Source organism: Pseudomonas nitroreducens (assembly GCF_010994165.1).
Taxonomy (GTDB): Bacteria; Pseudomonadota; Gammaproteobacteria; order Pseudomonadales; family Pseudomonadaceae; genus Pseudomonas; species Pseudomonas nitroreducens.
In genome coordinates this window covers 1244062-1268638 of record NZ_WMBX01000001.1, presented here as the reverse complement: position 1 = coordinate 1268638, position 24577 = coordinate 1244062, and the positions used below count along the sequence as shown (strand labels likewise).

Annotated in this window: 24 protein-coding genes; 8 read left to right on the top strand and 16 right to left on the bottom strand. The window is 55.0% G+C overall.

Going from position 1 to position 24577, the window contains the following annotated elements:
- Positions 1–59 precede the first annotated feature (59 nt).
- A complete protein-coding gene (locus GJV37_RS06030) occupies positions 60–674 on the top strand; it encodes a type IV toxin-antitoxin system AbiEi family antitoxin domain-containing protein (protein ID WP_138526776.1) in 615 nt (204 codons plus the stop codon).
- Complete coding sequence (locus tag GJV37_RS06025) at positions 671–1588, top strand: nucleotidyl transferase AbiEii/AbiGii toxin family protein (protein WP_138526777.1); 918 nt, start codon at positions 671–673, stop codon at positions 1586–1588. The genes GJV37_RS06030 and GJV37_RS06025 overlap by 4 nt, the downstream gene beginning before the upstream one ends.
- Positions 1589–1741: 153 nt before the next feature.
- Here GJV37_RS06025 and GJV37_RS06020 read toward each other — a convergent pair whose 3' ends face one another.
- Entirely contained in the window at positions 1742–2473 is a 732-nt protein-coding gene (locus tag GJV37_RS06020) for a hypothetical protein (RefSeq protein WP_193452221.1), read from the bottom strand.
- A gap of 212 nt (positions 2474–2685) precedes the next feature.
- Between GJV37_RS06020 and GJV37_RS06015 the strand changes: the two genes are divergently transcribed.
- Positions 2686–3099 (top strand): hypothetical protein, encoded by a 414-nt coding sequence (locus GJV37_RS06015; protein ID WP_193452220.1) that lies wholly within the window; start codon positions 2686–2688, stop codon positions 3097–3099.
- Positions 3100–3208: 109 nt separating this feature from the next.
- On the opposite strand, the gene GJV37_RS06010 is transcribed toward GJV37_RS06015, so the two are convergent.
- Together GJV37_RS06010 and mobI are read right to left on the bottom strand one after the other, a co-directional pair.
- Positions 3209–3568 (bottom strand): hypothetical protein, encoded by a 360-nt coding sequence (locus GJV37_RS06010; RefSeq protein WP_138526986.1) that lies wholly within the window; start codon positions 3566–3568, stop codon positions 3209–3211.
- Positions 3569–4063: 495 nt separating this feature from the next.
- Positions 4064–4537 carry a conjugative transfer protein MobI(A/C) gene (gene mobI / locus GJV37_RS06005; RefSeq protein WP_138526985.1) on the bottom strand — a complete coding sequence of 158 codons (474 nt, stop codon included), beginning with the start codon at positions 4535–4537 and terminating at the stop codon, positions 4064–4066.
- Between the two features lie 259 nt (positions 4538–4796).
- Between mobI and GJV37_RS06000 the strand changes: the two genes are divergently transcribed.
- From GJV37_RS06000 to GJV37_RS05985, 4 genes are all read left to right on the top strand, one after another.
- Positions 4797–5777 carry a ParM/StbA family protein gene (locus GJV37_RS06000; RefSeq protein ID WP_138526984.1) on the top strand — a complete coding sequence of 327 codons (981 nt, stop codon included), beginning with the start codon at positions 4797–4799 and terminating at the stop codon, positions 5775–5777.
- Between the two features lie 272 nt (positions 5778–6049).
- Positions 6050–6628: a transglycosylase SLT domain-containing protein gene (locus GJV37_RS05995; RefSeq protein ID WP_193452219.1), complete on the top strand. Its 579-nt coding sequence runs from the start codon at positions 6050–6052 to the stop codon at positions 6626–6628.
- Positions 6629–6640: 12 nt separating this feature from the next.
- On the top strand, positions 6641–7675 hold the full coding sequence (locus tag GJV37_RS05990) for a FlhC family transcriptional regulator (protein WP_138526994.1): 1035 nt from the start codon (positions 6641–6643) through the stop codon (positions 7673–7675).
- Positions 7676–7908: 233 nt separating this feature from the next.
- Positions 7909–8292 (top strand): hypothetical protein, encoded by a 384-nt coding sequence (locus GJV37_RS05985; protein ID WP_193452218.1) that lies wholly within the window; start codon positions 7909–7911, stop codon positions 8290–8292.
- Between the two features lie 34 nt (positions 8293–8326).
- On the opposite strand, the gene GJV37_RS05980 is transcribed toward GJV37_RS05985, so the two are convergent.
- The 6 genes from GJV37_RS05980 to GJV37_RS05955 form a co-directional block, all read right to left on the bottom strand.
- On the bottom strand, positions 8327–11365 hold the full coding sequence (locus tag GJV37_RS05980; protein ID WP_193452217.1) for a conjugal transfer protein TraG N-terminal domain-containing protein: 3039 nt from the start codon (positions 11363–11365) through the stop codon (positions 8327–8329).
- Between the two features lie 9 nt (positions 11366–11374).
- Positions 11375–12778: a conjugal transfer protein TraH gene (locus GJV37_RS05975; RefSeq protein ID WP_246228269.1), complete on the bottom strand. Its 1404-nt coding sequence runs from the start codon at positions 12776–12778 to the stop codon at positions 11375–11377.
- Positions 12778–13791: a conjugal transfer protein TraF gene (gene traF, locus GJV37_RS05970; RefSeq protein ID WP_193452215.1), complete on the bottom strand. Its 1014-nt coding sequence runs from the start codon at positions 13789–13791 to the stop codon at positions 12778–12780. The genes GJV37_RS05975 and traF overlap by 1 nt, the downstream gene beginning before the upstream one ends.
- Before the next feature lie 121 nt (positions 13792–13912).
- Entirely contained in the window at positions 13913–15127 is a 1215-nt protein-coding gene (locus GJV37_RS05965; RefSeq protein ID WP_171049600.1) for a DUF7146 domain-containing protein, read from the bottom strand.
- Positions 15079–15681 carry a DNA primase gene (locus GJV37_RS05960; RefSeq protein WP_193452214.1) on the bottom strand — a complete coding sequence of 201 codons (603 nt, stop codon included), beginning with the start codon at positions 15679–15681 and terminating at the stop codon, positions 15079–15081. Before GJV37_RS05960 ends, GJV37_RS05965 begins: the two co-directional genes overlap by 49 nt.
- Positions 15681–15995 (bottom strand): hypothetical protein, encoded by a 315-nt coding sequence (locus GJV37_RS05955; RefSeq protein WP_138527031.1) that lies wholly within the window; start codon positions 15993–15995, stop codon positions 15681–15683. Before GJV37_RS05955 ends, GJV37_RS05960 begins: the two co-directional genes overlap by 1 nt.
- Before the next feature lie 402 nt (positions 15996–16397).
- Here GJV37_RS05955 and GJV37_RS05950 point away from each other — a divergent pair, with 402 nt between their 5' ends.
- Positions 16398–17093 carry a hypothetical protein gene (locus GJV37_RS05950; protein WP_138526840.1) on the top strand — a complete coding sequence of 232 codons (696 nt, stop codon included), beginning with the start codon at positions 16398–16400 and terminating at the stop codon, positions 17091–17093.
- 189 nt (positions 17094–17282) lie between these two features.
- On the opposite strand, the gene GJV37_RS05945 is transcribed toward GJV37_RS05950, so the two are convergent.
- The 7 genes from GJV37_RS05945 to traA all read right to left on the bottom strand — a co-directional run bounded on the left by GJV37_RS05945 (position 17283) and on the right by traA (position 24516).
- Positions 17283–17996, bottom strand: coding sequence for a nuclease-related domain-containing protein (locus GJV37_RS05945; RefSeq protein ID WP_138526839.1), 714 nt, complete (start codon positions 17994–17996; stop codon positions 17283–17285).
- A 24-nt stretch (positions 17997–18020) separates the two neighbouring features.
- Complete coding sequence (locus GJV37_RS05940) at positions 18021–19052, bottom strand: TraU family protein (protein ID WP_246228247.1); 1032 nt, start codon at positions 19050–19052, stop codon at positions 18021–18023.
- A complete protein-coding gene (locus GJV37_RS05935; protein ID WP_171049581.1) occupies positions 19039–20247 on the bottom strand; it encodes a TrbC family F-type conjugative pilus assembly protein in 1209 nt (402 codons plus the stop codon). The genes GJV37_RS05940 and GJV37_RS05935 overlap by 14 nt, the downstream gene beginning before the upstream one ends.
- Before the next feature lie 8 nt (positions 20248–20255).
- Positions 20256–20822, bottom strand: a complete 567-nt coding sequence (locus GJV37_RS05930) for a S26 family signal peptidase (RefSeq protein WP_138526836.1) — start codon at positions 20820–20822, stop codon at positions 20256–20258.
- Positions 20822–23293 carry a type IV secretion system protein TraC gene (gene traC / locus GJV37_RS05925; RefSeq protein ID WP_193452212.1) on the bottom strand — a complete coding sequence of 824 codons (2472 nt, stop codon included), beginning with the start codon at positions 23291–23293 and terminating at the stop codon, positions 20822–20824. Before traC ends, GJV37_RS05930 begins: the two co-directional genes overlap by 1 nt.
- A 9-nt stretch (positions 23294–23302) precedes the next feature.
- Positions 23303–24019, bottom strand: a complete 717-nt coding sequence (locus GJV37_RS05920; protein WP_138526834.1) for a DsbC family protein — start codon at positions 24017–24019, stop codon at positions 23303–23305.
- Between the two features lie 119 nt (positions 24020–24138).
- Positions 24139–24516 (bottom strand): TraA family conjugative transfer protein, encoded by a 378-nt coding sequence (gene traA, locus GJV37_RS05915; protein WP_225610349.1) that lies wholly within the window; start codon positions 24514–24516, stop codon positions 24139–24141.
- Between the last annotated feature and the right edge of the window lie 61 nt (positions 24517–24577).

Here is a 24577-nt window from a genome sequence, read left to right as displayed (position 1 = left end):
ATCTCTCAAGTGTTATATTTTGGTGACAAATAATCGTAAATGCCTACGATAAATAACAAATGATCCAGAATGATTTGACTCATCGGGAACGAGCCCTTCGCCTTGTTCAAGACAGGGGAATCGTTCGCGCGCGAGATTTCACCGCTGCCGGCATCCCGCTGGTCTACCTGAAGCGTCTTTGCGATTCGGGCGATATTTTCCGTCTTTCCCGGGGGCTCTATCAGGATCCAAATCGTCTCGGCGAGCACGCCGCCCACGATCTGGCTGAAGCGGCACGTAGAGTACCCAACGGAGTGATCAGCCTAATCAGCGCCCTCCACTACCACCAACTCACCACCCAGCTGCCCCACGCGGTCTGGATGACGATCCCCCATAAGGCTAGAACACCCAACGCCCAGGGGCTGCGACTGGAATTCATACGCGCGACCGGCGAAGTGATGTCCGCCGGCATCGAGCACATCAGTATCGAAGGCGTGCTGGTACCAATCTTCTGTCCAGCCAAAACCGTGGCGGATTGCTTCAAACACCGGCGAATCGTGGGTGAGGACGTAGCAGTAGAGGCACTGAAAGACGCCATTCGGCAACGAAAAGCGACGCCCAGTGAGTTGATGCGGTTTGCAGCAATCAATCGAGTGGCTGAGCGGGTCGCGCTCTACCTGAGAGCCCTTCAATGAGCGTCAGGTCCATCAAGAACCCCGGGGCCTCCATCAACGCCCGCCTGATGAATCGCGCGAGAGATCGAGGCGATATCTTCAACCTCGTCCAGACGCGCTATGCGCAGGAGCGTCTGCTCTATCGACTTAGCCAACTCCCCGAGGCGGAAGGCTACATGCTCAAGGGTGCAATGCTCTATGGGACCTGGCCCGAGCACGTGTACCGCCCGACGAAAGACATTGATCTACTCGGCCATGGAGATCCCAGCCCAGAGGCGGTTCTGGCGCTGTTTCGAAAGGTCTGCATGGTCGTCGTACCAGAAGACGGCATCACCTTCGATCCCGCAACGCTCTCCGTGCAGCCAGTGAGGGAGGATGAGCACTATCGAGGGATCTCCCTAACCGTGGAAGGGCAAATCCACACCGCCAGGGTCACAGTGCAGGTAGATATCGGTTTTGGGGACCACGTTTACCCTGCGCCAAAGTCGCAAAGATTTCCCGGTCTTCTGCCAGGACTGCCCGAAGCTCGCATCCTGATGTACCCGCAGGCGACAGTAATCGCCGAGAAATTCGAGGCGATGGTTCGTTTCGGCGCGATCAACAGCAGGCTTAAGGATTACTTCGATATCTGGGTGATCATCCGAACATTTCCGCTGGACATGCCAGTTCTGATCCGGGCGATCTCCGGGACATTTGAGCGCCGCGGCGCAACAATTCCTACCGGTATCCCCGTTGGCCTCAGTCCGGATTTTGTTCAGATCGTCGGCCAACAGTGGCAGGGCTATCTGCGCCTCAATCCGCAGGTGAACCCACCGTCGCCATTCGAGGATCTATTGTCCGACCTACGCCAGTTCTTTGGTCCCGTGATAGCAGGCTCCCAACGTCCGGAGCTCCACCAAGGCCAGTGGGACCCGAGCAAGAAGGAATGGACCTGAATAAAGCCCTGGACTGCTCCGCCAGATGCAACGTAGAGACAGTAAACACCCTCAGGCTGGCCCGAAATCGGTAAGCCAAGTCTTCGATACAAATACAGATCCATACCGGAATTTGTAGTCGTCAAAAGACCATCGACTACGGATTCCGGCTGTTCAAGACTCCTCGTCGGCAAGCTCATCTTGTTCCAGATGACGTCCCCACCGCTTAACAGCCGAAACGACCTGCTCCTTCGCCAAACCAAAATCCATCGGCTCCACCTGTTTGGCATGTCTCTGAATGGCGTGGCGGCTTTTATCGCCGCTTGCGGATGCGTTATTCGCGACAGAACCGATGCGATCAAAATGTTCAATCACCCCCCAAGATTTCAGAGTGGTGCGCCCGACCGTCTGCACGAGTTCTGTGACGTTGAAAAGCGTCGCCCAATCATCTGCCTGGAGAGTACTGAGCAGACGCAGCGCCTTGGCGAAGTATTGATTCTCTTTCGTGGAGCGCCGGTATAACTGCGGCAACGGTGGTGTAACTGTCCCATCGGGACCACGAGCGCAAATAGTTGGACGTCCATAGGCGGTACCCTCTATCCCCTTGGGACAGAGGTAGCTAGTGGGTGGACCTTCATTTCGAGACTGTTCCAGTCCGGCAAGCGTCCAACTGCCTCGCACGCGCTCTATTACAGCTATGCCATTCAGTTGCAACAACTCCTGCCTACCAGCCGCCAGAGCGGACTCCGGGCCAGAGTGTTCTGACGCAAGATTGAAGTACATTCCGCTCGGTTCGGTATAGATGAAACCATCTAAGTCCGTTCTGGCACAAAGGTGAATACACTCCGACTCATCACCCTCCCAACGAATCCGTATTCTCCAAACCCAAGGCAACGTCTGTGGCATTTGCCCTCCTCAAAGCCAATGATGGCGATAGGTTTTCTTTGACTGCACTCGCGTACTTTCTGCTGTTAAATTGCCAGTAGCAACAGCTAAAATAAAGATTTCTGCTTAGCCTGGACTCTATCAACTACAGATTCCGGCATAGTGAAAGACCCTGTGGGCGGAAGAAAGCCACCCGAATCACATCCGATACACATTACTAATGGAGCATGAATATGGAGCGTATTGAATTACACCTGACGGATGAACAGTTCACATCCATTCAGCGCGACTTGGTACGCGGCAAGAGCTCAAACACTGGAAAATTGGCAATGGCGATTGCTGAGATTCATTTCCGGTCTCTTTACCCGGATTGCACGTTTCAATACAACCTTGACGATGCAGACTTGGTAGTGACCACTGCCGACATAGTCATAGCCTTAGAGGTAAAGGGCACTGAGACACTTAACAATATTTGGAGTGGATTGGTGATAAACGGAGATAAATCGCACCAGAAAATCACATCCGGAATGCCAATCTATCGCGTCACAGGAGTTTACGACCGGTCACCCGTCATTTACGTTCTCAGATATGGCATCGACTTCACAGCCGATCAGGAGCCAAGGTGGAGAGTAAGACGGATTAGCTGACATATGAGGCACAGGTTATTCCTCTGAACTGCCGGCTTAGAGGAGATCACGGATGATTTTTCTTTAACTCCTGCTACGAACTACACGCCCCTTCACTGCGCGACACGGGTCAGTTGAATCTCATCCGCTGAGCTTCGAAAGTGATCCTGTTTAAGAGGCAGTACCCTACCGGGTAACCTTGAACGAAGTCCGACTTCAGCCCTGACTCGTTCTGGATCATGCAGGCGTCGACGTTGAATGAAAATCCAGCGGATGCATATTTCCGGGAGTTGATGCGGCATGTGGTGCCCACGAAGCTCGTGCCTTCGATCTCGGACCACAGCAGATGAATGCCCTCAGCGAACAGCCCGTCGGCGGTGACGCTGAATATCCTCATCACGCGTCCACTCTGTGGCACCAGGGAGAAAAACTCCCCATTGGGTAGTATCGGGGGGAAGTACTTCCCCCCCTCCAGCTTGCGGAACTCCAAATCCTTCCTCCGGTTGAATTGCTTTCCCTCGCCCTCAGTGGGAGTCAGAGGGGGTAAGCCGACGCATCACATTCCTGCCTGGCGCATGGGCCCTTAGCACTGGCAGCCCCACGCCAATTATCCGCTGCGTATCCGAAACCCAAGCCCGAAAGCGTGGGTCGTGATTCGAAGGAAAACCGGCCTCAAGTTGTTCTTCGCTTCGCGACACGGTGTCAGTCACAGTCAGACTTCCATCTCTTATCTATGGAAGTCTGGGCCTTCATTTCGCATAGCAGCATGGGTTAAAACACCTGCTTATGGCTGATGCCTCCAGATATGGCTGACACCTAGTGCCCCGGCACAGATCTCTATCGGAGCGGGGGAACACCTACGCCCGACTCAGCCATCATGTTCAGCTATCCCTTGATGACTGCTGGGATGGCTGACGCCCGTATTTCTGCGGGTTGCGCTGCACTTGACTCCATGGGATCACGACAAAGGCTGACGTCATGTCAGCTACTCGGATCGCGCGTCAGGCACCTCGGCCAGGCTGCGGAACGAGGCTTGTGTAACCTGCCTGGTGACTTTCCCATGATGAGCTTGAAGCGACTTTCGAAGGGCACGGTTTTCAGAGGCAAGCTGCCGCAGTGTCGCGAGCTCCATTTCATAAGCACGCACCAGCCCTTTCAGCGGCTGCTTGACGAAACTGAACGCTCCAACTGGGTACTTGAAGCCAATCCCTTTGTTGATCGTGCGCACCGACCGCCCCTGCGCAGAGATGAAGATCCGGACCCAATACGCTGCAAACGAGTTCTCGGATGGCTCCAGTACAGCGATCCCGATTGGTACGTGCCCCTTCTTATCAACCTGCAGCGCCAGCGCCCGCTGGAAAAACTGGTCACGCATTTCCTCGGCCTGCTCGCGAAGCTGCTTGTACAGCTGATCGACGACGGCAACAGGGTCTGGGGTTGTGCTTGGTGATGATGACAAAAGCGATCTCCTACTTGGCTTGGGATCATTTTTTGCCGTGGTAGAACAGAAATAGGTTTTTTTCTTACCACTTTTTGGTTGGAAAAAGCCTTTCAGACGGAATCTTGGGCGCCAACATCTGCATCGCCGTCAAACGTCGCAGCTTTGTTGCGTGACTCACCTGGTTAGCAGTTGAGCCAGGAACTCCAAACGAAGTGATGCGTGTTGCGCCGTCATCCAACGGCATTCCGTCGCATGATCAACTGAAGGACAGATCCAGATGCAGAGATTCCTTGGCCTCGATATCGGCTATAGCAACGTAATCGGGGTGTATGGCCACGGCGAATCCGAGTTTCAGACCTTTCAAGGCCCCGCTCAGGCTGCGCCTTTGACCTGTCTACCCGGTGATGCGGGCCTTCGGGCTGGTGAGGTAATTGTTACTGTCGGCGATACACAGTGGGTTGCATTTGCTTCTCCGGGACGCGTTCAAGAAGGAAGAGAGCTTCACGAGGACTACACGGCAACGGATGCTTATGAGGCATTGTTCAAAGCATCGCTTTTGCATGCCGCACAGGATGGCGACACGATCCACAGGCTTGTGACCGGGCTTCCCGTAAGCCAAGCGCGTGATGATAGCTACGTCGAACAAGTACGGAGCCGGATGCTTGGTCGCCATAAAGTGTCTCTCAAACGCGAAATTACAGTTGAACATGTGCAAGTGGTTGCTCAGCCACTCGGAACACTCACTGACATCTATTGCAATACCGCGCACGGCGCCGTACTGGAGCAATCCCTCACCCTCGTAATCGATCCTGGGTTCTTCAGTGTTGATTGGGTAGTTTTTGACCATCAGGAACTGGTGGCGAAATCCAGTGGAAGTAGCCTGAAAGCTATGTCTGTACTTCTTGACGCCTGCAACGAAGAAATCGCCAAGGATAACGGTGGCGTGCCTGGTGTTGAGAAGATCGAGCATGCACTCCAAACTGGAAATGACTACATCTACCTCTTCGGACAAAAGGTTCTCCTTGACGACTACCTCCGTCTCGCAGCAGATCGCGTAATTCCAGGTGTGTTCACCGAAATCAAACAAGGTCTGCGCTTCTTGCGCGGGCGCACTGTCGACTGTGTTGTTCTAGGCGGTGGTGGAGCAGATACCTATGAACGATTTGCTCGTAGTGAATTCCCGGAAGCGCTAGTCATTAAACCCGACAACAGCGTTCGCAGTAATGCGGACGGATTTGCCTGTTTGGCAAAAGACTAATCTCATGGCGCAGGGACGCGCCGGCCAAGGAAATATTATGCGCCTTCAATGCAGAATAACGCCTGCGGAGCAAGAGTTGTACGAGCACTTGGATAACATTCCGCCCGAGTACCGTGCCAAGCGGTTAATCGTAATGGCGTCTATGTACCTCAGCAAATGTACTCAGAGTGCGGGAATACCTGGTGACGTTACTCAACCTCCAGGTACATCACAGGAAGTACAACCAGCGAGCACGTCGCATAAGCCGAAGAAGCCAGCGGGATGGATAAGGGATGCCGGTATTCAGAAGCCATAAGGCAATGCTGCTAGCAGGAGTGCTGTGCACTTCAGCGCTGACACCTGCATTTGGCGAGTCGATAGGTTTCACTCTCAAGGGAACAGTTTGGGAGCGAGCAGCTCTGAGCGCTCCGTGCAAGATTGAGCCTGAACTACTCTTCTCGCTGGCATTGAAAGAGTCGCACGGCGCGGTAGCGAAAGGCCTAATATCCCCACAGCCCTACGCTCTAAGAAACGGCCCTAGTGGTCCTGCTTACCCTAAAACCCAAGGTGAAGCAGAGGCTCTCCTCGTCAGATACCTACAGGAAGATAAGCTGACTGATATAGGTATCATGCAGATAAACTGCAGGTGGAACTGTGGCCGGGTGAAAAATGCTAGTGCTCTGCTCAATCCCGTGGAAAATATAAAGGTAGGCGCAGCCATACTCTGTGAGTCAATATCTGCAAACCCTGCGGATATGCAGCTTGCCATCGGCGGTTATCACACGATGAATCCCACCCGCGAGCTCGATGCGCGCCTGTACGCTCAAGATGTAATTGCCATCTGGCGATCTATTCAAATGCTGAAGAAATAAGGACAACTAAGCATGAAGTTTACGATCAACCGAACCCTGGTCCAAATGGCGGTCAGATGGCTAATTCAGGATGAAGCTGCATTCAAGCTGGTGCTGATGCAGCAGCGCTATCGTCAGGATGATATTGTCTGGCTCACAAATGTTGTAGCGAGCCCTCCCAAGCTACAAGCCCTGGATGCACTGCCGGTGTCGATCAACCGAATCGAGTACGAAACGCTGAGCGTGGGGAATACGCACCTCGACGACAAGCAGTTTTTCAATCTCGGCCTTCGTCTGACCATGTTTACTGAACTCTTCAACTTCGCGCGCCACAATAGCTTCAACACTCTTAGCGCCATTGGCTTGGACGACACAGCGTTTCGCCTGATGGAGACCTCGTCTTTCGAGGAGCGGCTGATGCTGATCCGATCCGGTGGGTTCACCATCAGCATCCGGTCACCTGTCCGAAAGCTTCGGCTGAATCCAAATTCCGCCCGAGACCAAATCCACGATACGACCCTGGTGCTTCTCGGGGACCTCCGATTTTTCCTGAAAAAGAACCCGGATGGCAGCGGCCGCATGCAGGACTTCGGGCCCACCATTCCAACCGAATCTATCGCGCGCGAGCTATTGCTAGCTCGCATCCAGCCGAAACTCGTCGCGCTGGCAACAGGGATGTCCCCTGAGGACGCCGGGAAGCTCAAGCGGAACATCACCCGCGGAGTACCCGGGGCGCAGTCACAGAGCGGGCGAATTCAAATCCCAGAAACGACACTCGCTGAGTACCCGATGCACAGCTTGCTGTACCTCACAATCTACAGGCTGCTAGCACACGATCCGTTGCGGAGAACAAACGTCCGCGCCCTGATGGCTGCCCATCGGGAGTACGAGCAAATCTGCGATGCCTTGAATGTGCCCAAGGGCGACACCATCAGCCCAACGAACGCATTCCAGTTGAGCAATGCGATAAAGTCTGGGGAGATCCTGATGCAGGAGTGCTCCAGCTGCAGCGAGATCAACGCTCGATTTGTACTCAAGCCAGCCAAGTGCATATGGTGCAGTCACTGACAAAGGCAAGCCCGACCAAGGAAAGGTCTGAATAGCACTAGCTCAAGTGCTGGGGCCAGTGCGCCCCTCTTGCAGTCCCTGCCCCCCTCACTGTCGGGCTTTGGCGAATGAACTGACCGAGATGAGCAACGTTGGCAATCGCCCTAACCTGTCATAGACCTGGCGTTGATTGATTTGGGATTCAGTGAACCCCATGCGATCATGACATCAAAGCGATATCAGGAGACCGCCTCATGACCCAGTCCACCGTGCTCTGCCATTGCTGCGGACACCACATGGTGCCGCAGGTAGTCAGGAGCCGAGGCATTTATGTCGGTTGGGAATGGGGTGGTCGCATCGGTGCTGGCCACCCGATCGACTCAGTTTGCCCGTTCTGCCTTTCGTCCAACTGGGATGGTGTAAAGCGCCCTGTGCATAGGAGCCCTGGCCAGAAGCTACTTCTCCTTCTTATTCTTTACATTGCCGGCCAGGTGATGAACAACGTCGTTAGTGCGATCTATTCACTTGCGGGAAAATCAGCGACTTACATTGAATATAAAGGAATGATTAGTGCTGCAATAGTATTCCTACTCTTCCTTGCTTATCGCAAATATCGATTCGAGAAACAAAGCATTTGACCTGTATAAGAAAAGGGGCCGTATGGCCCCTTTTTTAATCGATCTTCGGCGGGCGTTCCTTCGCAGAAGCAGCCTTCACTGTTTCGAGTGCGGTTGTTATTGGCGTAGATAATTGTCTAAGAGCGGTGAATGTGGAGTCAATCGGATGTGTTAGATAGCTACTCGTCGTTTGTACAACAGGATTATCTTGTGAAACCCCCAGCGTCTCTGCCACCTTCTCTACCATGACGCCGTTTAGCTCCATTGGGTTCTTCACATAGTCTTTAGCAGATTCCACGTACTCGCTTTTAGGGTCTGTATTGGTAATTCCAACTGCCTTATCGATCAACTGGGTCATCCCCATTCCAACTGCGTCGAGTCCGTTGGTGGCGAAACTCTCAGCGGTATCATGCACGGGTGTGGTGGACGCCACGGCGATCTTGTTCACTGGTACCGGATTGTCAGCCTGCAGCGCGTTCATCCGCTCGTTCGACATATCCCTTTCTTCATTGACTCTGTCGATCGCACCGTCGCGCGCCTCCTGGACGACCAGGGGGCCACTCTCTTTCATGTCAGTGAGGCCAGATCTGGTCATGTCCTGGTTACTACGGAAAGCCTCGGACGCTCCGGCGTCTAGCTGACTCATCCTGGTCTGCAGGTTGCCTGTACTGATTGAGGTCTCGGTCAGCCCCGAGCTCTCGTTGCCGCTGACGGCAGCCATGGAGAAGTCGAACGGCGACATCTTCGAGCTCACCAAGTCACCCAGCCTTCCGTCCTGGTTCAACGCGCGTATTGCAGCCATGGCAACACGCTCTTCCCTATCGGTCGAGAGCCCGCGGATAGAAGCGCTCGCCATCGCCGTATTAAACGCCGCACGCCCTCCTTCGGTTTGGCCGGCAATCTCAGCAAGGGCCTGGGCAGACTCCGCACGAGACTCTCCACGAAGCAGCGAAGTTACTGCTGCCTGCTTGAGGTTCAATGACTGACTCGCAGCGTAAACATTCTCCATTTTCGAAGCCCGGGAGTAGGTTTCCTGCGCTTGACGCGCCTGCCCGATGGACTGACTGAGAGTTTCACCAGTCGATTGGCTTACGCTCGCCTGGGAAGAGCGACTGAACGAGTCTGCAGCGTTGAAGGCGGTTTGGTCGTTCGAGCTTGCCTGCACCGCTGAAGTGAGTTGGGTAAAGGCCTGTTGGGCTTGCTGCTGCTGAGTGGATGACAGTTTCTGGAACTGTTCGGAATCCTCAAGACGTGCGCCTGCCAAGCCCAAAGGCGCCGCCGCTCCAGCGCTGGCTGCGAAGACCCCCTGAGCAATTTTATTCTCATTGAATCCCAGACTTTTGAGCTGGCTCGCGGCATTGGTGAACTGGGAGTTCTGCGAAAGATTCAGGCTCGACGCCACCTGGTGTCCCAGCGATGCGAGGTTCTGCTGACCCGTGGTTGTCTGTGCAGATTGCTGAATCGCGCTTTGAAGAGATCGCTGCATGTTCTCGGTCGCGGTTACCGAGGCGTTCTTCGAGCTCTGAACGTAGGCGGAAGCCGCTTGCTGCCCACTGATCGTTTCGGCCAATTGTGTCGCACCGGTAACGCTGACGCCCTTGCCAACCTGGTCGGCTGTGTAGACTGCCTCCGTCGCCATAACTGGAGAAGGCCGCTGAGTCCGAGGGGTCATATCCTCGCTGTTGAACTTAGTGTCAGAGGTCGCACCCGACATGATCGCAGTCATGCCAAAGGCTCCAGCTCCTACGATCGATGCGGCGATTGCGGGAGTGTAAGCCGCGAGGTAACCACCCAGGCCAAGGGCTGAGCCTATGGCTTGGTCGATGTCCAAGAGTTGCATCTGAGCGAAGCCCGTGGAGATCGGGTCGTACCCGTTGAATATCGCTTCCATTTTGGCGCCGGCATACCAAAGCGTGAACGCATTCACCACCGACAGCAGAGGCATGCAGAGCGAAGTCGACAGCGGCAATGCGCAGAACTTCGCCAGGGTCATTGCCCCCCTCGAACCCATCATCAGAAGCAACGCCATGAACGGCGCAACCGCATAGACCAATCCCTCAAGGAAGCCAAGCATGGGTTTGATATAGAACTTGAAGCTATCCCCCTTCCCTGCCCACTGGATCTCCTGTTGGCTGAGCGACTGCTGAAGTGCCATCGCTGCACGCCGCTCTTGCCAATGGTTCAGTGCATCAACACGGCCCTGATTGAAATACCGCTGAATCAACGAAGCAGCAACATACTCTGACGCTTTTTTATTAGACAAAGCAAAGGACTGGAGGGAATTATCGATCTCACCTTGCATTTGGGTGAAGTTGACAAGCTTCCCAGAATGAACATCATCACTAAAGCCTTTCTGCATGATATCTTCAAAGACAGAAGGAAGCACATCTTGAAGTGCAGCAGTAAGCAAACGACCGGCTTCAGCGCAAGTTTTCAAAGAAGGACTCGGGGAGTCATAGAAATATACCGATTGCGCCTCCGAAGTGTTTGATAGAAGCGATGCTACATCTCCGGCGCGCTGTAGTTGATCCACAGATGCTTTATTGCGGAGGAAGACTGGATTAAAGTTGCAATAGGTCATGTACTCTTGGAACGACCGGCCCAAGTCCCATCCCGCGCCTTTCTTGTAGTTCTGGAACTGGTCAAGTGCAACCGGATTCCTTAGCACATCTCGCACGCGTGCAAGTGTAGTCAGACTCGAAAAAAGACCGTAACGTGTCATTCCAGGGGTTGAGTTTGCTTGTTCAGCCAGCTCAGAGATTCTGTAACCAACAGTCGAAAAAACTGATCCAACAAATGCAGGCCCAAGCGGAACATTATCAACAACACGAACCTGGTCAGTCGTAGTGTCTTGCACAATAACAGTCGCAGTGGGACCATAAAAACACATGTAACCAATTAGCATGATGCCAACTGCGTGAAAAGGAATCGGCTGGTTTTTGAAGCCTGCCTGGAAACCGATAACCAAAACCCCCATCAAAGCGCCAATACGCGCCATATCATCTATTGAACCGCTGCCGGTAAGCATGGCGCATGAATTGAGCATTATCTGGAGAAACTCGGAGCTCCCCGCAGTGTATATTGTAAAATCCATGCTTCCCCCTTATGAGCCACTGCTCTGATTGCTCGACCCTTGATACAAGTGTCCACCATCGTCGGGCGGGCTCATCTCCATCATGCTGGATGCATCAGCGTCGGCGTCTTTATCTTTAAGACTCACCTGGATGTACTGGTCGTACTGGCTTCTGATGTCAGCCCTGGCGGATCGCAGACTTTTAAGGTTCTGCTTTGCGTTGGGCATATCTGAACTCGTAACTCCTGCTTCCGCAACGCCAAGTAGCATTACAATTAGGTTATAACTCGACTGAGCTGCGATCGTAGTCGCGTACTTATTCAAATAGTCGTAACCAGCTTGCGCCCCGCTCTTCTGAACGATTCTGACGAGGTTTACACCGATACGGCTAGAACCAAGGTAGCCGATATGCGCATCATCTCCCGGCGACAGCACGCCATTCGCAATATGCTCGAGAACTTGATTATTTTGTAAGTCTGCAACAATCCGTGTGGAGAGTCCGGTAAAGGTAGACATGTTTGCAATATTTGGGCTCGTGCATCCGCTATCGTTCGAATCGCAACGGTAGACCTGATAACCTGCGTCCTTAGTACCCTCTACGAAGATCTTTAAGCCATCGCTGCCGATGAGCGTAGGGAGAGGGTTGACTGTGAAGTTCTTCCCTCCCTTCTCGTCTGTTGCTGGTGTAATTATGAAAGACCCCACCATCGACATAATGAACTCGGCATTCTCATCACTTCCAAACAGAATCTGAGAAGCTAAGCTTGTCTTCTGCATGGCACACCACAGAACATTGCCAACGTCCTTGCAATTAGTTGCTTTCCCGGAAGAGACCAGTCTGTTGGCAGGTGAATCATCTGCGGTAGATTTTGCACTGAAGAAGTCCGTAGCCACATTATTACCGAAGGCACTGATCGCCGATGATAAGTCTGAAGACTCTTCATAAGCCTTTTTTGCATCAGTAATTAGACCGCTGGCAATTTGACAGCTATTCGAGAACATCTGATTTAGGGACTGGATCTTATTCGCCAGGTTCCGAATGACACCTGCAGTTTGAGCATCCATTGCATCAATAGCGAGATCAAATGCAAAGCCAGATACGATCCCAGTCGCGTTTGCAGCGATGTTCCGCATCAGTGCCACGAACTCCTCGCCATTAATAAATGAAAAAGAACCGGAGTACAGATTAATACCGCCACATCCAGCTTTAGCGCTGGGAGGAGTAATGCTGATCAAGTTTGACGTTGAGATTCGATTCCTCAGTACTACCGACCCGCCCGTAACAACGCCCCTCGATGCGGTTTGATAAGCACCAGGCTTGGTTGTATTGATCATTCCGTTAAACATTTGATCAACCTGCTCTTGAATTGAGCACTGACCAATTATCGGGAACATTGAAATAGCCACCAAAACAGCGAGCCGCTTTAGATTCATCACTCACCCCCAACACTTTTAATGAATGCTTTGCGCGCTTCTTCCCGCACACGCTTTGAAAACTCTGATGGATTGTTTACTACATCCGGAGGAAGGTCCGACAAAGAAGCCGAATCGATGAGGCCGACAGTATTTACCCGTGAAGTTGCAGCCAATTCCTCACCAGTAATTAGCCCGGAATCCTTAGCTGCAACTAAGATTCTGCTTATTGCCGTGTCCATAGACACGGTACTGAACGCTACAATTTTTACATCATGGGGTGGGATTGCGATGGCTAGGGCTGGAGCGGTAATCACACCAAGTTTTTTGGCAAGCCCGTTATCATATTTCGTTTTTGGATATTTGCCGTTAGGCAGCGGATTGCCATCCATAGAAATCGGAAGGACGGAGAACCCATATTTAAACTCTAGTGCCGAAAATGCGGCTATTGCCTGATCACATAGGACGCAACTCGATCCCTTGTAGAAAAATACAAGAGATGATCTCTTTGCAATTTCGCGCATCAGTAGATCGCGTTGCTTTCCAGACTCGGTGGATATGGCGTCAGCTGCCGCGTTTGAAGCTGGATAACGCATGTCCTCATCGAGGAACGGATCATTACGAATAGTTTCAACAGAATTGCGCGAGAACCTCTCCGCTTTATCTAGCATTAACCTCTGAGCAAAGTAATACGCGCTCATGTTTTCGCGAGTGGGATTGTCAATCGCCTGGTCCCGTAATTTTGGGAGCATCACGCGCAACCACGCGACGGTACCAGGGGCTGGATCAGCAGCCGGCGCTGGTTCAGGAGTTTTCGGAGACTCCGGCGCTTTGGGTGGATCAGGCTTCTCAGGTTCCACCGGCGGAACAGTCTCTTCTGGCGGATCCTCATACCAGAACCACCCACGCTCCTTGTCCTGGTAGAACGAACTCCCAGCCAGGGGATCAGCAGGCGCGGCCGCGGGTACGTCTGCCGCTATCGCTCCAGTAGCGAAGACGGCGAGAACAGCGGCAGAGAAAGAGTGAGTAAGCATGGCAAACCGCCTTGGCGCAGCAATCGATGCTCAAATTCTGCGTGGCGGAGTGAAGCGCAAAGGGCGTTTTCAGGCAGAAAAACGTACGGAAAAAAGTAAATCAGGAGGGAAGGCCTGAGGCCTACCGCACGTGGCGGTAGACCTCTTGCCCGGGGAAACCGGCCGGGCCCTGCCAAAGCAGGACGTCGTTCCAATCAACCCCTTTGGCGCCATGCGGTATGTCTAGTGTCGGCTCCAGAATTCTGGCCCTAACTCCCAAACTCCACAGGCGCTTTTTGAGCGCGACTCCAGCATTCACGCCGGCGCTTTTTCGGTCCTTGTCGATCCAGATTCGAACCTCCTCAGTTCCCGCCGGCGGCACGAACATCTCCATCAGGTAGGTGTTTACCAGTGGCCATACCGGCAACCCCGTTGCGGTCTCGATTGCCAACGCTGTTTCCAACCCTTCGCAGACATCAATCACGCTGCCAGGCGAAGCTGTCGGAATCGCGCAGCCAGGCAGTGCTCTATCGCTTGGAATTGCAAACATCTTCTTCGGCTCCGCGATCGGGGCTTTCTCACCCTTTGGGGTCAGAAAGTGCCTCTGGACCGTCACGGCCTGCTTTGCCGGGGACATCAGTACACCGATGATCCCAGGGAAGGTCGTTTTCTCCCCATCAGGGCCTTTGTGGGTCAGCCTTGGGTGGAACCGCACGAAGCGGCTCAACTCAGGCCGGTCCCAGACAAGGATTCCGCGAGATCGAAGGTAGAGACGAGCAGGTTCGGCATCCGGGTGGGTCAGTGCGACACTCTCTTGCACCATCGTTCGAAGAGTGGCGATTACCCATTCATCCGATAGGCCCTTACTGGCAGCCTTCGGTACAGCACGCTGGGGTATCACCCGCTGAACGTCACCGGCGGTCCGACCATGCTTGTCCTTCACTCCCATGAGGCTTCCGACTTCCTGCAGCGCCTCGTGGAAACTCCAGCTGTTTACCCACATCACCAACGCCAAGCCGTCCGGCTTGATTCCACAGGTACGGCATACGCCGCCACTGGTTGTGTCGCTGGTTTTTCGGAAGATCTTGAACCCATCTCTACCACCGTGAACCGGGCAAGGATAGTTTCGGCCAGGCTTGCCGTTGGCATCTGCCAACCCTGGTGCCAGTTGCTCGAAGACGAATTTCCACCGTCCTTCTGCAGCTTCCAGCACGTCTAACTTCTCGGGGGCGTATACGCCCATCTGATTTGCAGACATGAGTAACTCCAAGGAAATGAAAAGCGCCCCGTAGGGCGCTTCGTGGTGGATCAGTCGATACGGTCGATTTGCCAGGAATTCCTGTGCGTGTTCTTCCATTCGACTTCGTCGTTTTCTTTTCGAATCGGCACAGTGACCGGCGTCTTCTCAAGGAAGGTGAGCCGGATTCTGTCCCCCTTCTGGATATTGGTTCGATTGATCTCCATCGCCAGCTCCGCACCCCAAACGAGGTGATTGCCAATGCGCAGATAGAACGACCGACCATTACGTTTATTGAAGCGATACCAGTGCGAACCTGAACCGTTGTAGATCCCTTCAACAAACTCCCCCTCCATGCCCTGCCGGAAGGAAAGCTCGATGTCTTCTTCAGCAGCACAGGAGTTCGAAGCTTCGGCATCGACTGCATCCAGTCCCCGGTGGTCATTTTGCTCAAGGAGTTCCCCTTCGACCGAAACAACTGCAGCCTGCATTGCCGGCTGTAGCCGATCCTGCGGGCGATACAGGCGATTGAGGATGACGGGCTCGAGAGCCAAGACATCATCATTCAGCTGCAGCGTCACATCGTCACGACAGTACCGATGCGAATGGACGCACATCCCCTTGTAACTTCTGAGGTAGGCCGGCTCATCAAAATCAACACGGACAGTATTCATCAGCACTCCTCCCCTTGGCGCAGGTAGGTGGGCATGTGGAAGTTGTCGTAGTCGATGTGGTCGCACCAGACTGCAGTAGCCGTTCCAACGCGTGTAGCTTGCTGGGACGTCGTTCTCGCGCGGCGTTTCAGAGCCCCTCGGATTAGCGCCATGAGCGACGGAGCGTGCATCAAAGCAGCAGCGAGCACGATGCAAAGTGCAAAGGGCACAACTGCCTTTACGAACGCCGGGGCATACAGCGCGCCCAGGAAGGACAGCAGAAAGCCATAACCAACCAGCACTTTCGCCTTCAGGGTTTCATTGGATTTGATCATTTCAGTTCTCCGTTTTTCCGACGGAGAACCCCCTAACGGAGGTGTGCCCCGTCAGGGTTTTTGAAACGAAAAAAGGGAGGCCTATGCCTCCCTTTTTTGATGACGCTCTGCAGGTTGCAGAGCAGCTTTTTAAGCTGATTGGCTCAGCTGGGCACAGCCCCAAGTGCATACACAGCTTGGGAAACCCACAACTGCACAGCAGCTATGAAGGTTGGCGGAGCCCTAAGGCAATTTTTGATCGGGACAACCCGATGGATGCGGTGATTTTCTCTACCGGTACAGCGGTCGTCAACACCTCCAGGGAGAACTTCTATTTCCGGCGTAAATCAAGCAGAAAAAAGCCATTCCAGTCTTCCTGCCGCTGTTGCAATGCGGTGGCCACCAACACTGGAGATCTTGAACATGACCACCCAATCTGCAACTGCACCGAAGAAATACCAATACTCCACAGCGCGGCTGAAGGGGCATCTCGTACTCAACACTGAACAGGCTAAAGCCTTCAGCGGCAATCGTTTCGATAACGTGATGACCGCCCTCTTCGTTATCGATGTCGTCGCCCGGAAACTGGCGCAGAAGCTCAAGAGCTTCGATTACCAGGCGGTGGCTTCCGCAGTAAGCACCAAGCTCGCCGACACGGAAAAAGCAATCAGCGACGACACCGCGCGTATCAGCGCCCTGCTGGGCGCGCTCGCCCAATGCCTTCCGGAATACGACCATCCCCAGGAGCGTGCCTACGAGATCACCAGCCCCGAAATCGCTCGGTTCGGCGCCCTGCTGAAGGCTTACGACCACCTGATCATGCTGGTCGACGCAGGTTGGTTGGGAGGAGTGATTGAAAGCGGTGAAGCTGACGCATTCCGCCAAGAGAAGCATAAGCAGATCAACAAACTCGTCCGCTTTCTGGTTGGGACCGGTCAGGCCGCAAGAACCAAGGCTTACGCCAGCAAGTCCTTAGAGATGAAGGCCGATCTTGAGCAGGCAGACGCTCAAGAGCAGACCGAAAAGGAAGAGCGCAAAGCAAGCGGCTTCGTGGAGCCGGAATCCAATGACCTTGATGCCGTCGAGCAGATCGAGGCGCGCGAGACTGCGATTGACTGAGTGGCTTGCTGACGCCCCTCACAGGGCGTCAGCTCCTCTACGGAGAAGCATCGATGTTGTCGACGCGCGAAAAAGCTACTGCAAACGATCGATTCGAACATTCCAGGTGGCTCAGCGTTCTTCAAGACCCGCCGGAGGCCTCCACGGATAAAGGTAAGTTTTGGAGTTTCTCAGTGGTTGCCCTGGTCGTCATTGCGGCCACTGCTGGGATCGCTCTTGGCATTCCTCTTGGGGCGTACTGCTGGCTGCACTTTTCCTTCTAGCCTCTTTCCTCTTGAGCAGCTCGACGTGGCGTTTAGCTGCCCAATACCCCCCTTTGACCCGACACCTTTCAAGCGCCTTCGTGATCGAGGAAACATGCCCGGCGGTGAATACCGGTGCGCGAAAGGCTTGGATCTTCCGTACAACAGACCAGATGCTGAAAACGCCCTCCGGCATCCCATAGACAAATTTCGCCTGCCCCGCCATCACGACGAAACTCCGAATTTGCTGAGAGTGGATTCCGGTTACCCGGTGAAGCGCTTTGACGTGAGCATAGTTCTGCAGCAGCGGGTTCCTGACTTTGTACTTCCTCCGGCCTACCCGTTGCAGCCAGGTGTCCGGTGCATTGGGGTCCGTGACTATGCGCCCGCGAAAGCACTTCGTCTCGATGACAAACAGGCCATACCGGCTCACCACGATGTGATCGATCTGCGTGGTCTCATCATCGGTCTGCCCGCGATAAAGTGCGTTGCTGAAAACACGGTACTCTCCACTCAAGCACACCTTCAGCATGAAGTTGACCTTGTATTCTCCCCACCAGCCACGGTATGCCGGCCGGGCCAATAGAAGCGTGTGCGCAACGGCGCCGACCAGTAGCATGAGTGCTACTGGCGGCGCGTATATCCAAAGGAAATCTGCCATAGAGATGCCCCTCCGGGCCTCCTGTTAGAGGTTGGAGCAGCAGTCTGTCCAACGCCAAATGAGGTACATGGAGTCATTTCCAGTACCTGGTACGTGGCGCGAAGGGCCACCATCCCAAAGCTGTGGTGGCGTACCGATCCACATTGCCTTCTGGTTCTGCGACTTCGGGTAGAACTGAGTGAGCTTGTACTGGCTCTTCGGTAAGGTCGGGTAGATGCTCGCGTTACACAGGTTGTCGTCACCCATTGTCCTACGCGCCAGTCCCCTGCGATGTTGCTGAGCAAGCATCCGTGCCGCCAAAAGCGCGGAAGACCGGTTCACGTCTTGCGCCGGCGTAACGCCGGTAAGGGGATATACGCCGCCCCACGTTCCGGTGCACCACCACATGCTTTCCAGCGGCTCCTTTCCTGCAGCAACCATTGCTGAGTCGGCGGCACATGCCGCGATCGCAAGCGGATTCGCCACTGCAGCAGCCTCAGGGTTCTGAAAGAAAGCGAGTGTCGGAGATGACCAGGTTGGATCGATCTCTGTGAAGGAAATGATGTCGAGATCCAGGTAGCCATCTGGGTTGCATTTCGTTGGCGTGTACAGATCGAGTATCTGCAGCAGCGGGAAAGCGTAGTAATGGGTGTGATAGAACGATCCCGCAGCCTGGCCGGTCTGTGTGAGGTTGTCCTGCCTCAATCGTCCGTACGTGCGGGAGTTCCCCATCGGGAGTGTGATCCCACCCAGAGTGGGCGAACACCCGGCCTTGCGCACGTTCTCGACGATTCTCGCCGGCTGCCACATGGAGGTTACGACGCCGGGCGTATAGATCCCGGAGCTGCCTTTCTGGCAGACGCAAAGCACTTGCTTCGACGCTCCTTCAGGCGCTACTCCAGGCGTGATTTGGGCACCCGATACCCGAATTGGAAACAGGCAGGCCCAGCAAATGTCGGTGAAGAGTTTTGGGCCCAGCAGCCCAGAGTCCTCACACATCACCTCGCTTGCCCGAGCGCCGACACAGACCAGCAAAGCCAGCGCTAAACCAACGAAAATCCTACTAGCGAATCGCATCGATTGCCCCCTGCGCATCGGATTGAGATATCTCCCGTACAACGAACTTCTTGTCCTCGGCCGTAACGACTGAAGGCACAGCCGTCACCTGATACCGCGCGGCTAGATCCTGCTGGAGGAGATACAAGGGAGCTGCAATCGAGTCCTGAACATCGTTGAACAGCTCCCAACCAGATGGGCCAACGTCCGACGTTGAACCGGGAATGTGGCTGGCGATCACGATGACCTGAAGCCCATCCTTCGTAGCAACCTCGCGGCGAGCAAGGTCCACCTGCCAGGAGGAGGTTGGGTCGATAACCACCAACTTGATACCGAAAGGCATCACATCCAGTGGGTTCATCCGGCCAGCTTTGATTACTACTCGGCCGTCTGGGCCCAGGATGTCTTGCGGGATGATCACAGAGGGGTCAACGGGCCTGATGCTGCTGTGTTCAACGGTTGGCAATACAAAGCCCGGCTGCTTGTCCCAAAAGCGAGCAATCGCGCGCTGCTTCATCGCGCCGACGTCCAACTGCTCGATGCGCGACTTCGCCACGGCCATGAGGTCAGGCTCAATGATCTCGGTGGTAGAGCCGAAGGAGCCAAGATTTCCGCGCTTACCTTGGGCAACCCTTTGAGAAAGCAACGAGGTCGACGAGCTGCCAGTAGCAAAGGCAACCTGATGCTGCTCGCCATCCTCACGTCCAATTGATGGCACCGCGAAGACACCGTGGCGCAGGAAGGCGAGTGGATCGAGGAGGATTGGAGTTGTGGAACGGGTGACTTTGGTTAGGCGCTGCATTCTCGCCACTGCCGTCGCCATCGGCACATCCTCCGGGATGCCCCTAAAGACCACTCCAACCCCGGGGACTCCGTCGTAGGCCACCAAGATATCTTCGATGGCACGAGCGCCCATGGACCAGGAGACAAATATCAAAGTCTTTTCCCCATCTCCAAGGGGGTGCGGCGGCGGATGAGAGCTGTTGTCGGCTGCCCCGTCTCGCTCTCCCGTACTCGCTCGCACCTCCTCTCCGGCACGCTTGACCCACTCGTAGTCGTGCGGGGATGCATCGGCCGCTATCGCTCTGCTGTTGTCCACAATCGTCTTCGCCTGCTCAAGCAGAGTCGGATCAAGGTCACTAAGCGCGGGCCTGCTTGGAAGGGTGTCTACAGCCAAAGCGGCGGTGGAGAGAGCAGCGCTGGCAGCCAGAACCACAAAACGCCTCACCATAGTGGATACGCCCTCCCCCACAGCTGCGAGCGCGCAACAGACCCCCAGTAGCGCGAGTCAAAGGAGTCCTGCGTTCTGCCCATGAACCAGTATCGTTCGATCTCTATACGGCCATGACGCACATACCGCGCAATATCAAGGTTCCGCTCGGTGGCAACGGCCAAACCATTGCCGACTACCTCTCCGTTAATGGCTGTTGTTGCCTCAGTCACTGAAACTTCATCGCCAGGCAGGCCAACCATTACTTTCACGATGTTGGTGCCATCGGGGAAAACTGGCTGCAGCCCCTTAGCTTTGAACGCAAAGGTCCCCCCACGTACCGGGGTGGTGTCTGCCTTGTCGATGACCCAGACCCGGTACGGTGGGAGGCACAGGGCCTCCTGAGTGGCAATCGCAATGCTGTAGCGGCTCGCGAGGAGGACAATTCCACCTGCCAGTAGCGAGGCAAGCGTTACCCCCTTCAGCAAAAAGCGAGAATCCAGCGGTCGGCATTGCCGAGCCGAATTCACGGCCTCGACAGTACGCCGCACCTTGGCATCGATGCTGAACGGATTCCGCATCACGCAGCCTCCGAAGCAATGATTCCCACGTCGATGCCACGGTCGCGCAGTACTTGGAGGATCGCCTGATCCTGTGGCATACCCGCCTGGGTGTAATTCCTGATCGCTTGCACGTCCTCCGGTGCAGTGGAGTACAGCAACATGGAATAGGGGTCGACGGTGAGGCGTGCAATGCCGGCGCCACGCGGCGTGAGCATGAAGATTTCGGAGTAATGGCCCTTGTAGGAGCGAACTGTCTTGAGGATGCGATAACCGCCGTCGCCCAGAGGCAGGCGCTTCTTCTCTTTGATCGAGTCGATGGCCTCAGCCTTCTGGCCCAGGAGAAGGGTAAACGCCGAGTTCTCCGCGATAGCTTGGCCGACCTTGTTTTGATAGAGGTCGTTGACGCCCTGAGTGATGACAATCGCGCCGCCACCGTACTTACGGAAGCGACGGTAGCCGTGTTCGATGAACTCACCGACGTTGCCCTGCGCCAGCAGCGACCACGCCTCGTCGATGATCACGATTTTTGGCCGGTCACGTTCGCCGAGGTACATGTCCTGTTGGATCTGGTAGATGAGCTGCAGTAGTACTACCTGCTGAAGGTGGACGCGTCCTTTGAGCTCCTCCAGTTCCAGCACAGTGAAGGGGTTCTGGAAATTGAGGTTGTTGCGACCGTTGAAGTACTTGCCGTACTGGCCGCGGGAGGTGAATGCATAGAGCTGGCTGCCGATGTCCTTGATCCGCTGGTCTTCATCGCTCAGCAAGGACTGCTCGATGTGATCGACCAGCAAAGCCTTGCCATGTTTATCCCAGCAGTTCGTCAGGTGGCGCTTCAACCCAGCAGTTTGGAAGTCCTTCAGCGGCTCCGTCGGCGCCGCCATCGCAGAAATCAGCCCAACCAGGACGTCTTCCTCGTCGCTGAAATCTTCTACCAGTTCAAATGGATTCAGGCAGATCTGGGAGCCCTTATCGAAGCACGCGAAATCACCCTTGTATGCCTCGGCGAGTTTCTCGTAGGAGCGACCTACGTCAATGCACCAGACCTTGGCCCCCATGCTCAGGTAGGAGGTGATGAGGTAGTTGGTAAGGAACGATTTACCTGACCCCGACTGGGCAGCAATGGTGCCGTTGTAGTTGGTGTCCGAATCGTAGAGATGGAAGCTGATTGGCTGCCCGTTTCGGGAAACAAACGGGGCCACAGGGGTACCGGTTCCGCGCCAATCGCCGTAGATCGGCAGAATCGGTAGAGCCTGCGCCAGGCTCATAGTTCTGTAGCGGAACATGTCCTGGATTGCTCCGGTGTCCGCGCACATCGGCAACGCATTGATGAAAATTGGCAGGACGATGAATTTGTCCTCGAGGAGCGTGAAACCTTGGGTCGAGAAGTGGCTCTTCGCGCTCGCCGCAGCCTGGATCAAGTCCTCTTTACTCTTTCCGAAGACAACGAGGGTGGTGTTTAACTGGATGTTCGGCAGCCCCTTGTCCAGGTCCTCGAAAAGGGTGTCATACCCCTGTTTTTTCTTTCGGAGCGCCGGCACGAAATGGGGCATCGGGCCGACCGCCTGCTTGATCGACCATTGGCGTCCACGGTTGAGCTTGTCCTTGGTGGAAAGCTGCGGGGGAAAATAGATCGTGCTGGTGAAGATGCAATTGCCGCGGATTCCTCCCCGCTGGGAGAGAATGTCCGAAAGGTACTGCGAAGCATCCCCTTGCCACATCGAATCCGGATATGCCTTAGGCGAGAGGGTTTTAACGAAGCAGTCATCACCGATTTTGAGGTGATCCTTTTTCGGCTCGACACTGCGGTCGAAGTCCAGTAGCTGCTCGTTCAGGGGCTTGTCGAGATCAGCATGCAGTTCGGGGTTGTTTCGCCACGAGGCGTTCGGCCCCTTGTTCAGGATTGACTGGAAAATCTCGACATACGCGTCATTGGTCAGAGCGACAGGGGCTAGGTTGCAGCTGTCCAGGGAAGTATTGAGACCGTCAGCCAGTTCCTTGGCCATGTTGGCCTCAGTAGCGGACGGTAGTGCATCCTTGATCGGCATCGTTACAGAGATCACCAGGTCCTGCTGGCGAACCTTCACGCCGGAGATACTGTCGACAGGCAGTAGCGTGCGATCGGACAGATACTGCCCTCGAGCCTGAGTGACCTTCTGCAGGAGAGCCTGTGTTTCCGGCGGTAAGTCGGATACGCCTCGCTCCACAAACGCTTTGCGTAGGTTAAGGAATCCCGCTTTCAGATGGTTGATGTTCTCGGTACAGATCAGGCTGAAGCTAATTGCAGTACCTTCCGGCCAGTCGACAGTAAGACCTGCCTTCAGGCGCGCTGCCTCGTCGCCGCTGGAGCCGGCCAGAGGCGAACAACGGAACGCAAAACCCAAACGGTTCCCTTCCAGTTGAAACAGCTGCATTTCGGGATCGTAAGCAAGGCCGTTGATCAGTTTGGAAAGGCGCGGAAGAGGTGCCAGAAGCGATGAGAGAAGCGACATAAGGCCCCCTTAGTTCGAGCGGTTGCTGAGGATCCACGAGCGCAACCCTTCGGAAGGCTTGCCTTCGTGGGTGAGCCCGTCATCGCGGATCAAGAAGGGGACGTTGCGAGCGCCCAGGAACTGTGCCGTGAGGCGACGCTTGTCGATAACCTCCAGAGAACACGCACCCTCCGGTTTTTGAGCCAGTGGAGTGTCCAGATCCCCGGTCACGCCAGCCTTCCAGGCAGCGACTTTGTCCTCGGCGCAAAGCAGTTCTTTAGTCCGCGACGCACTGCGCTCAGTCAGCAACGGAAGCTCCAGCACGTCGAGGCGGTACCCTTCCGGTAACTCCTTACGTGCCTCTTCCATAATCTGCTTGCAGTAGCCGCAGGCGGGATCGGAGAACATCGTCACCGCCTTTTCCCCATTACCGATCGTCATCGGGGCCAGGTCGGCAAATCCTGTTTTCACTCTGTCGACCGGCACGTACTGAGCAGCGTACCGAGCGTCGTCAAGGTTCTTGATTTCCTTGTTTTGCCAGACGTCGAAAACTGTGCCCTGGATGAGGAATCGACCGGTATCACTGATGATGGCGAATTTGCCATTCTTCTCGATGCCGATCATCGCGCTTGCAGGGAGGATGACGATGTCCTTGGAAGGGGTATTGCCAGGAACTCCGGCCAGCGCGCCGGAAGTGACGAATGCGCCCAGGAGGGCTAGGAAAATCGATATCGGTTGCGATGGCATGTGCCGTTCTCCTATAGGGGATTGGCACAGCGTAGGGATTGCAGAAAAGCGAAGGCCCCGCTTTTCCGCCGCTTTAGCGACGGAAAAAAACGGGGCCTTGAGCGGTGGCCGAAGCGCTGTTACAGCGCCACAGGCAGATGCTGCAGAGCGCTGTTCAGGCCATTCATCACCGGCACAGTGGCGGTCATGATCGATTCGATCACATCGGGCGCAGCGTACAGACCTACGCCACCGCCGACGCCAGTTACGAAGGGCATCAGGGATTGGCGCAGAACGCCGGCACCGATGCCGGTCAGAATCATCAGGCCGATGAGGATACGGCCCAGGGTACCTTGCATCCAGTCGGTCAGGGTTACCCAGACCGAGTCGAAGGTATCGCCGCCAGTACCGGCGACAGCAACCCCTGCGACGACCATCAGCGCGGCGGTGAGAACGACCGGGTTGACCATCGCCTTCGCGACTTTACCCGGCTTGAATTGAATGTTTTGGACTTGCATCGTGACTCTCCTGGAAATGCGCAGGGCCTGCGCTCGCAGGAGAGTTTTCCGCCTTGCAACA

What these genes read in the sequence shown, in the direction of transcription:
- GJV37_RS05955 (WP_138527031.1), bottom strand. Translation starts at nt 15,995, where the DNA reads ATGATCAAATCCAATGAAACCCTGAAGGCGAAAGTGCTGGTTGGTTAT.
- GJV37_RS05940 (WP_246228247.1), bottom strand. Translation starts at nt 19,052, where the DNA reads ATGCGATTCGCTAGTAGGATTTTCGTTGGTTTAGCGCTGGCTTTGCTG.
- GJV37_RS06025 (WP_138526777.1), top strand. Translation starts at nt 671, where the DNA reads ATGAGCGTCAGGTCCATCAAGAACCCCGGGGCCTCCATCAACGCCCGC.
- GJV37_RS05980 (WP_193452217.1), bottom strand. Translation starts at nt 11,365, where the DNA reads ATGGATTTTACAATATACACTGCGGGGAGCTCCGAGTTTCTCCAGATA.
- GJV37_RS06030 (WP_138526776.1), top strand. Translation starts at nt 60, where the DNA reads ATGATCCAGAATGATTTGACTCATCGGGAACGAGCCCTTCGCCTTGTT.
- GJV37_RS05975 (WP_246228269.1), bottom strand. Translation starts at nt 12,778, where the DNA reads ATGAATCTAAAGCGGCTCGCTGTTTTGGTGGCTATTTCAATGTTCCCG.
- traF (WP_193452215.1), bottom strand. Translation starts at nt 13,791, where the DNA reads ATGCTTACTCACTCTTTCTCTGCCGCTGTTCTCGCCGTCTTCGCTACT.
- GJV37_RS06020 (WP_193452221.1), bottom strand. Translation starts at nt 2,473, where the DNA reads ATGCCACAGACGTTGCCTTGGGTTTGGAGAATACGGATTCGTTGGGAG.
- GJV37_RS05990 (WP_138526994.1), top strand. Translation starts at nt 6,641, where the DNA reads ATGAAGTTTACGATCAACCGAACCCTGGTCCAAATGGCGGTCAGATGG.
- GJV37_RS06000 (WP_138526984.1), top strand. Translation starts at nt 4,797, where the DNA reads ATGCAGAGATTCCTTGGCCTCGATATCGGCTATAGCAACGTAATCGGG.
- GJV37_RS05920 (WP_138526834.1), bottom strand. Translation starts at nt 24,019, where the DNA reads ATGCCATCGCAACCGATATCGATTTTCCTAGCCCTCCTGGGCGCATTC.
- GJV37_RS05985 (WP_193452218.1), top strand. Translation starts at nt 7,909, where the DNA reads ATGACCCAGTCCACCGTGCTCTGCCATTGCTGCGGACACCACATGGTG.
- GJV37_RS05930 (WP_138526836.1), bottom strand. Translation starts at nt 20,822, where the DNA reads ATGCGGAATCCGTTCAGCATCGATGCCAAGGTGCGGCGTACTGTCGAG.
- GJV37_RS05960 (WP_193452214.1), bottom strand. Translation starts at nt 15,681, where the DNA reads ATGAATACTGTCCGTGTTGATTTTGATGAGCCGGCCTACCTCAGAAGT.
- GJV37_RS05945 (WP_138526839.1), bottom strand. Translation starts at nt 17,996, where the DNA reads ATGGCAGATTTCCTTTGGATATACGCGCCGCCAGTAGCACTCATGCTA.
- GJV37_RS05965 (WP_171049600.1), bottom strand. Translation starts at nt 15,127, where the DNA reads ATGGAAGAACACGCACAGGAATTCCTGGCAAATCGACCGTATCGACTG.
- GJV37_RS06015 (WP_193452220.1), top strand. Translation starts at nt 2,686, where the DNA reads ATGGAGCGTATTGAATTACACCTGACGGATGAACAGTTCACATCCATT.
- traA (WP_225610349.1), bottom strand. Translation starts at nt 24,516, where the DNA reads ATGCAAGTCCAAAACATTCAATTCAAGCCGGGTAAAGTCGCGAAGGCG.
- traC (WP_193452212.1), bottom strand. Translation starts at nt 23,293, where the DNA reads ATGTCGCTTCTCTCATCGCTTCTGGCACCTCTTCCGCGCCTTTCCAAA.
- GJV37_RS05995 (WP_193452219.1), top strand. Translation starts at nt 6,050, where the DNA reads ATGCCGGTATTCAGAAGCCATAAGGCAATGCTGCTAGCAGGAGTGCTG.
- GJV37_RS05950 (WP_138526840.1), top strand. Translation starts at nt 16,398, where the DNA reads ATGACCACCCAATCTGCAACTGCACCGAAGAAATACCAATACTCCACA.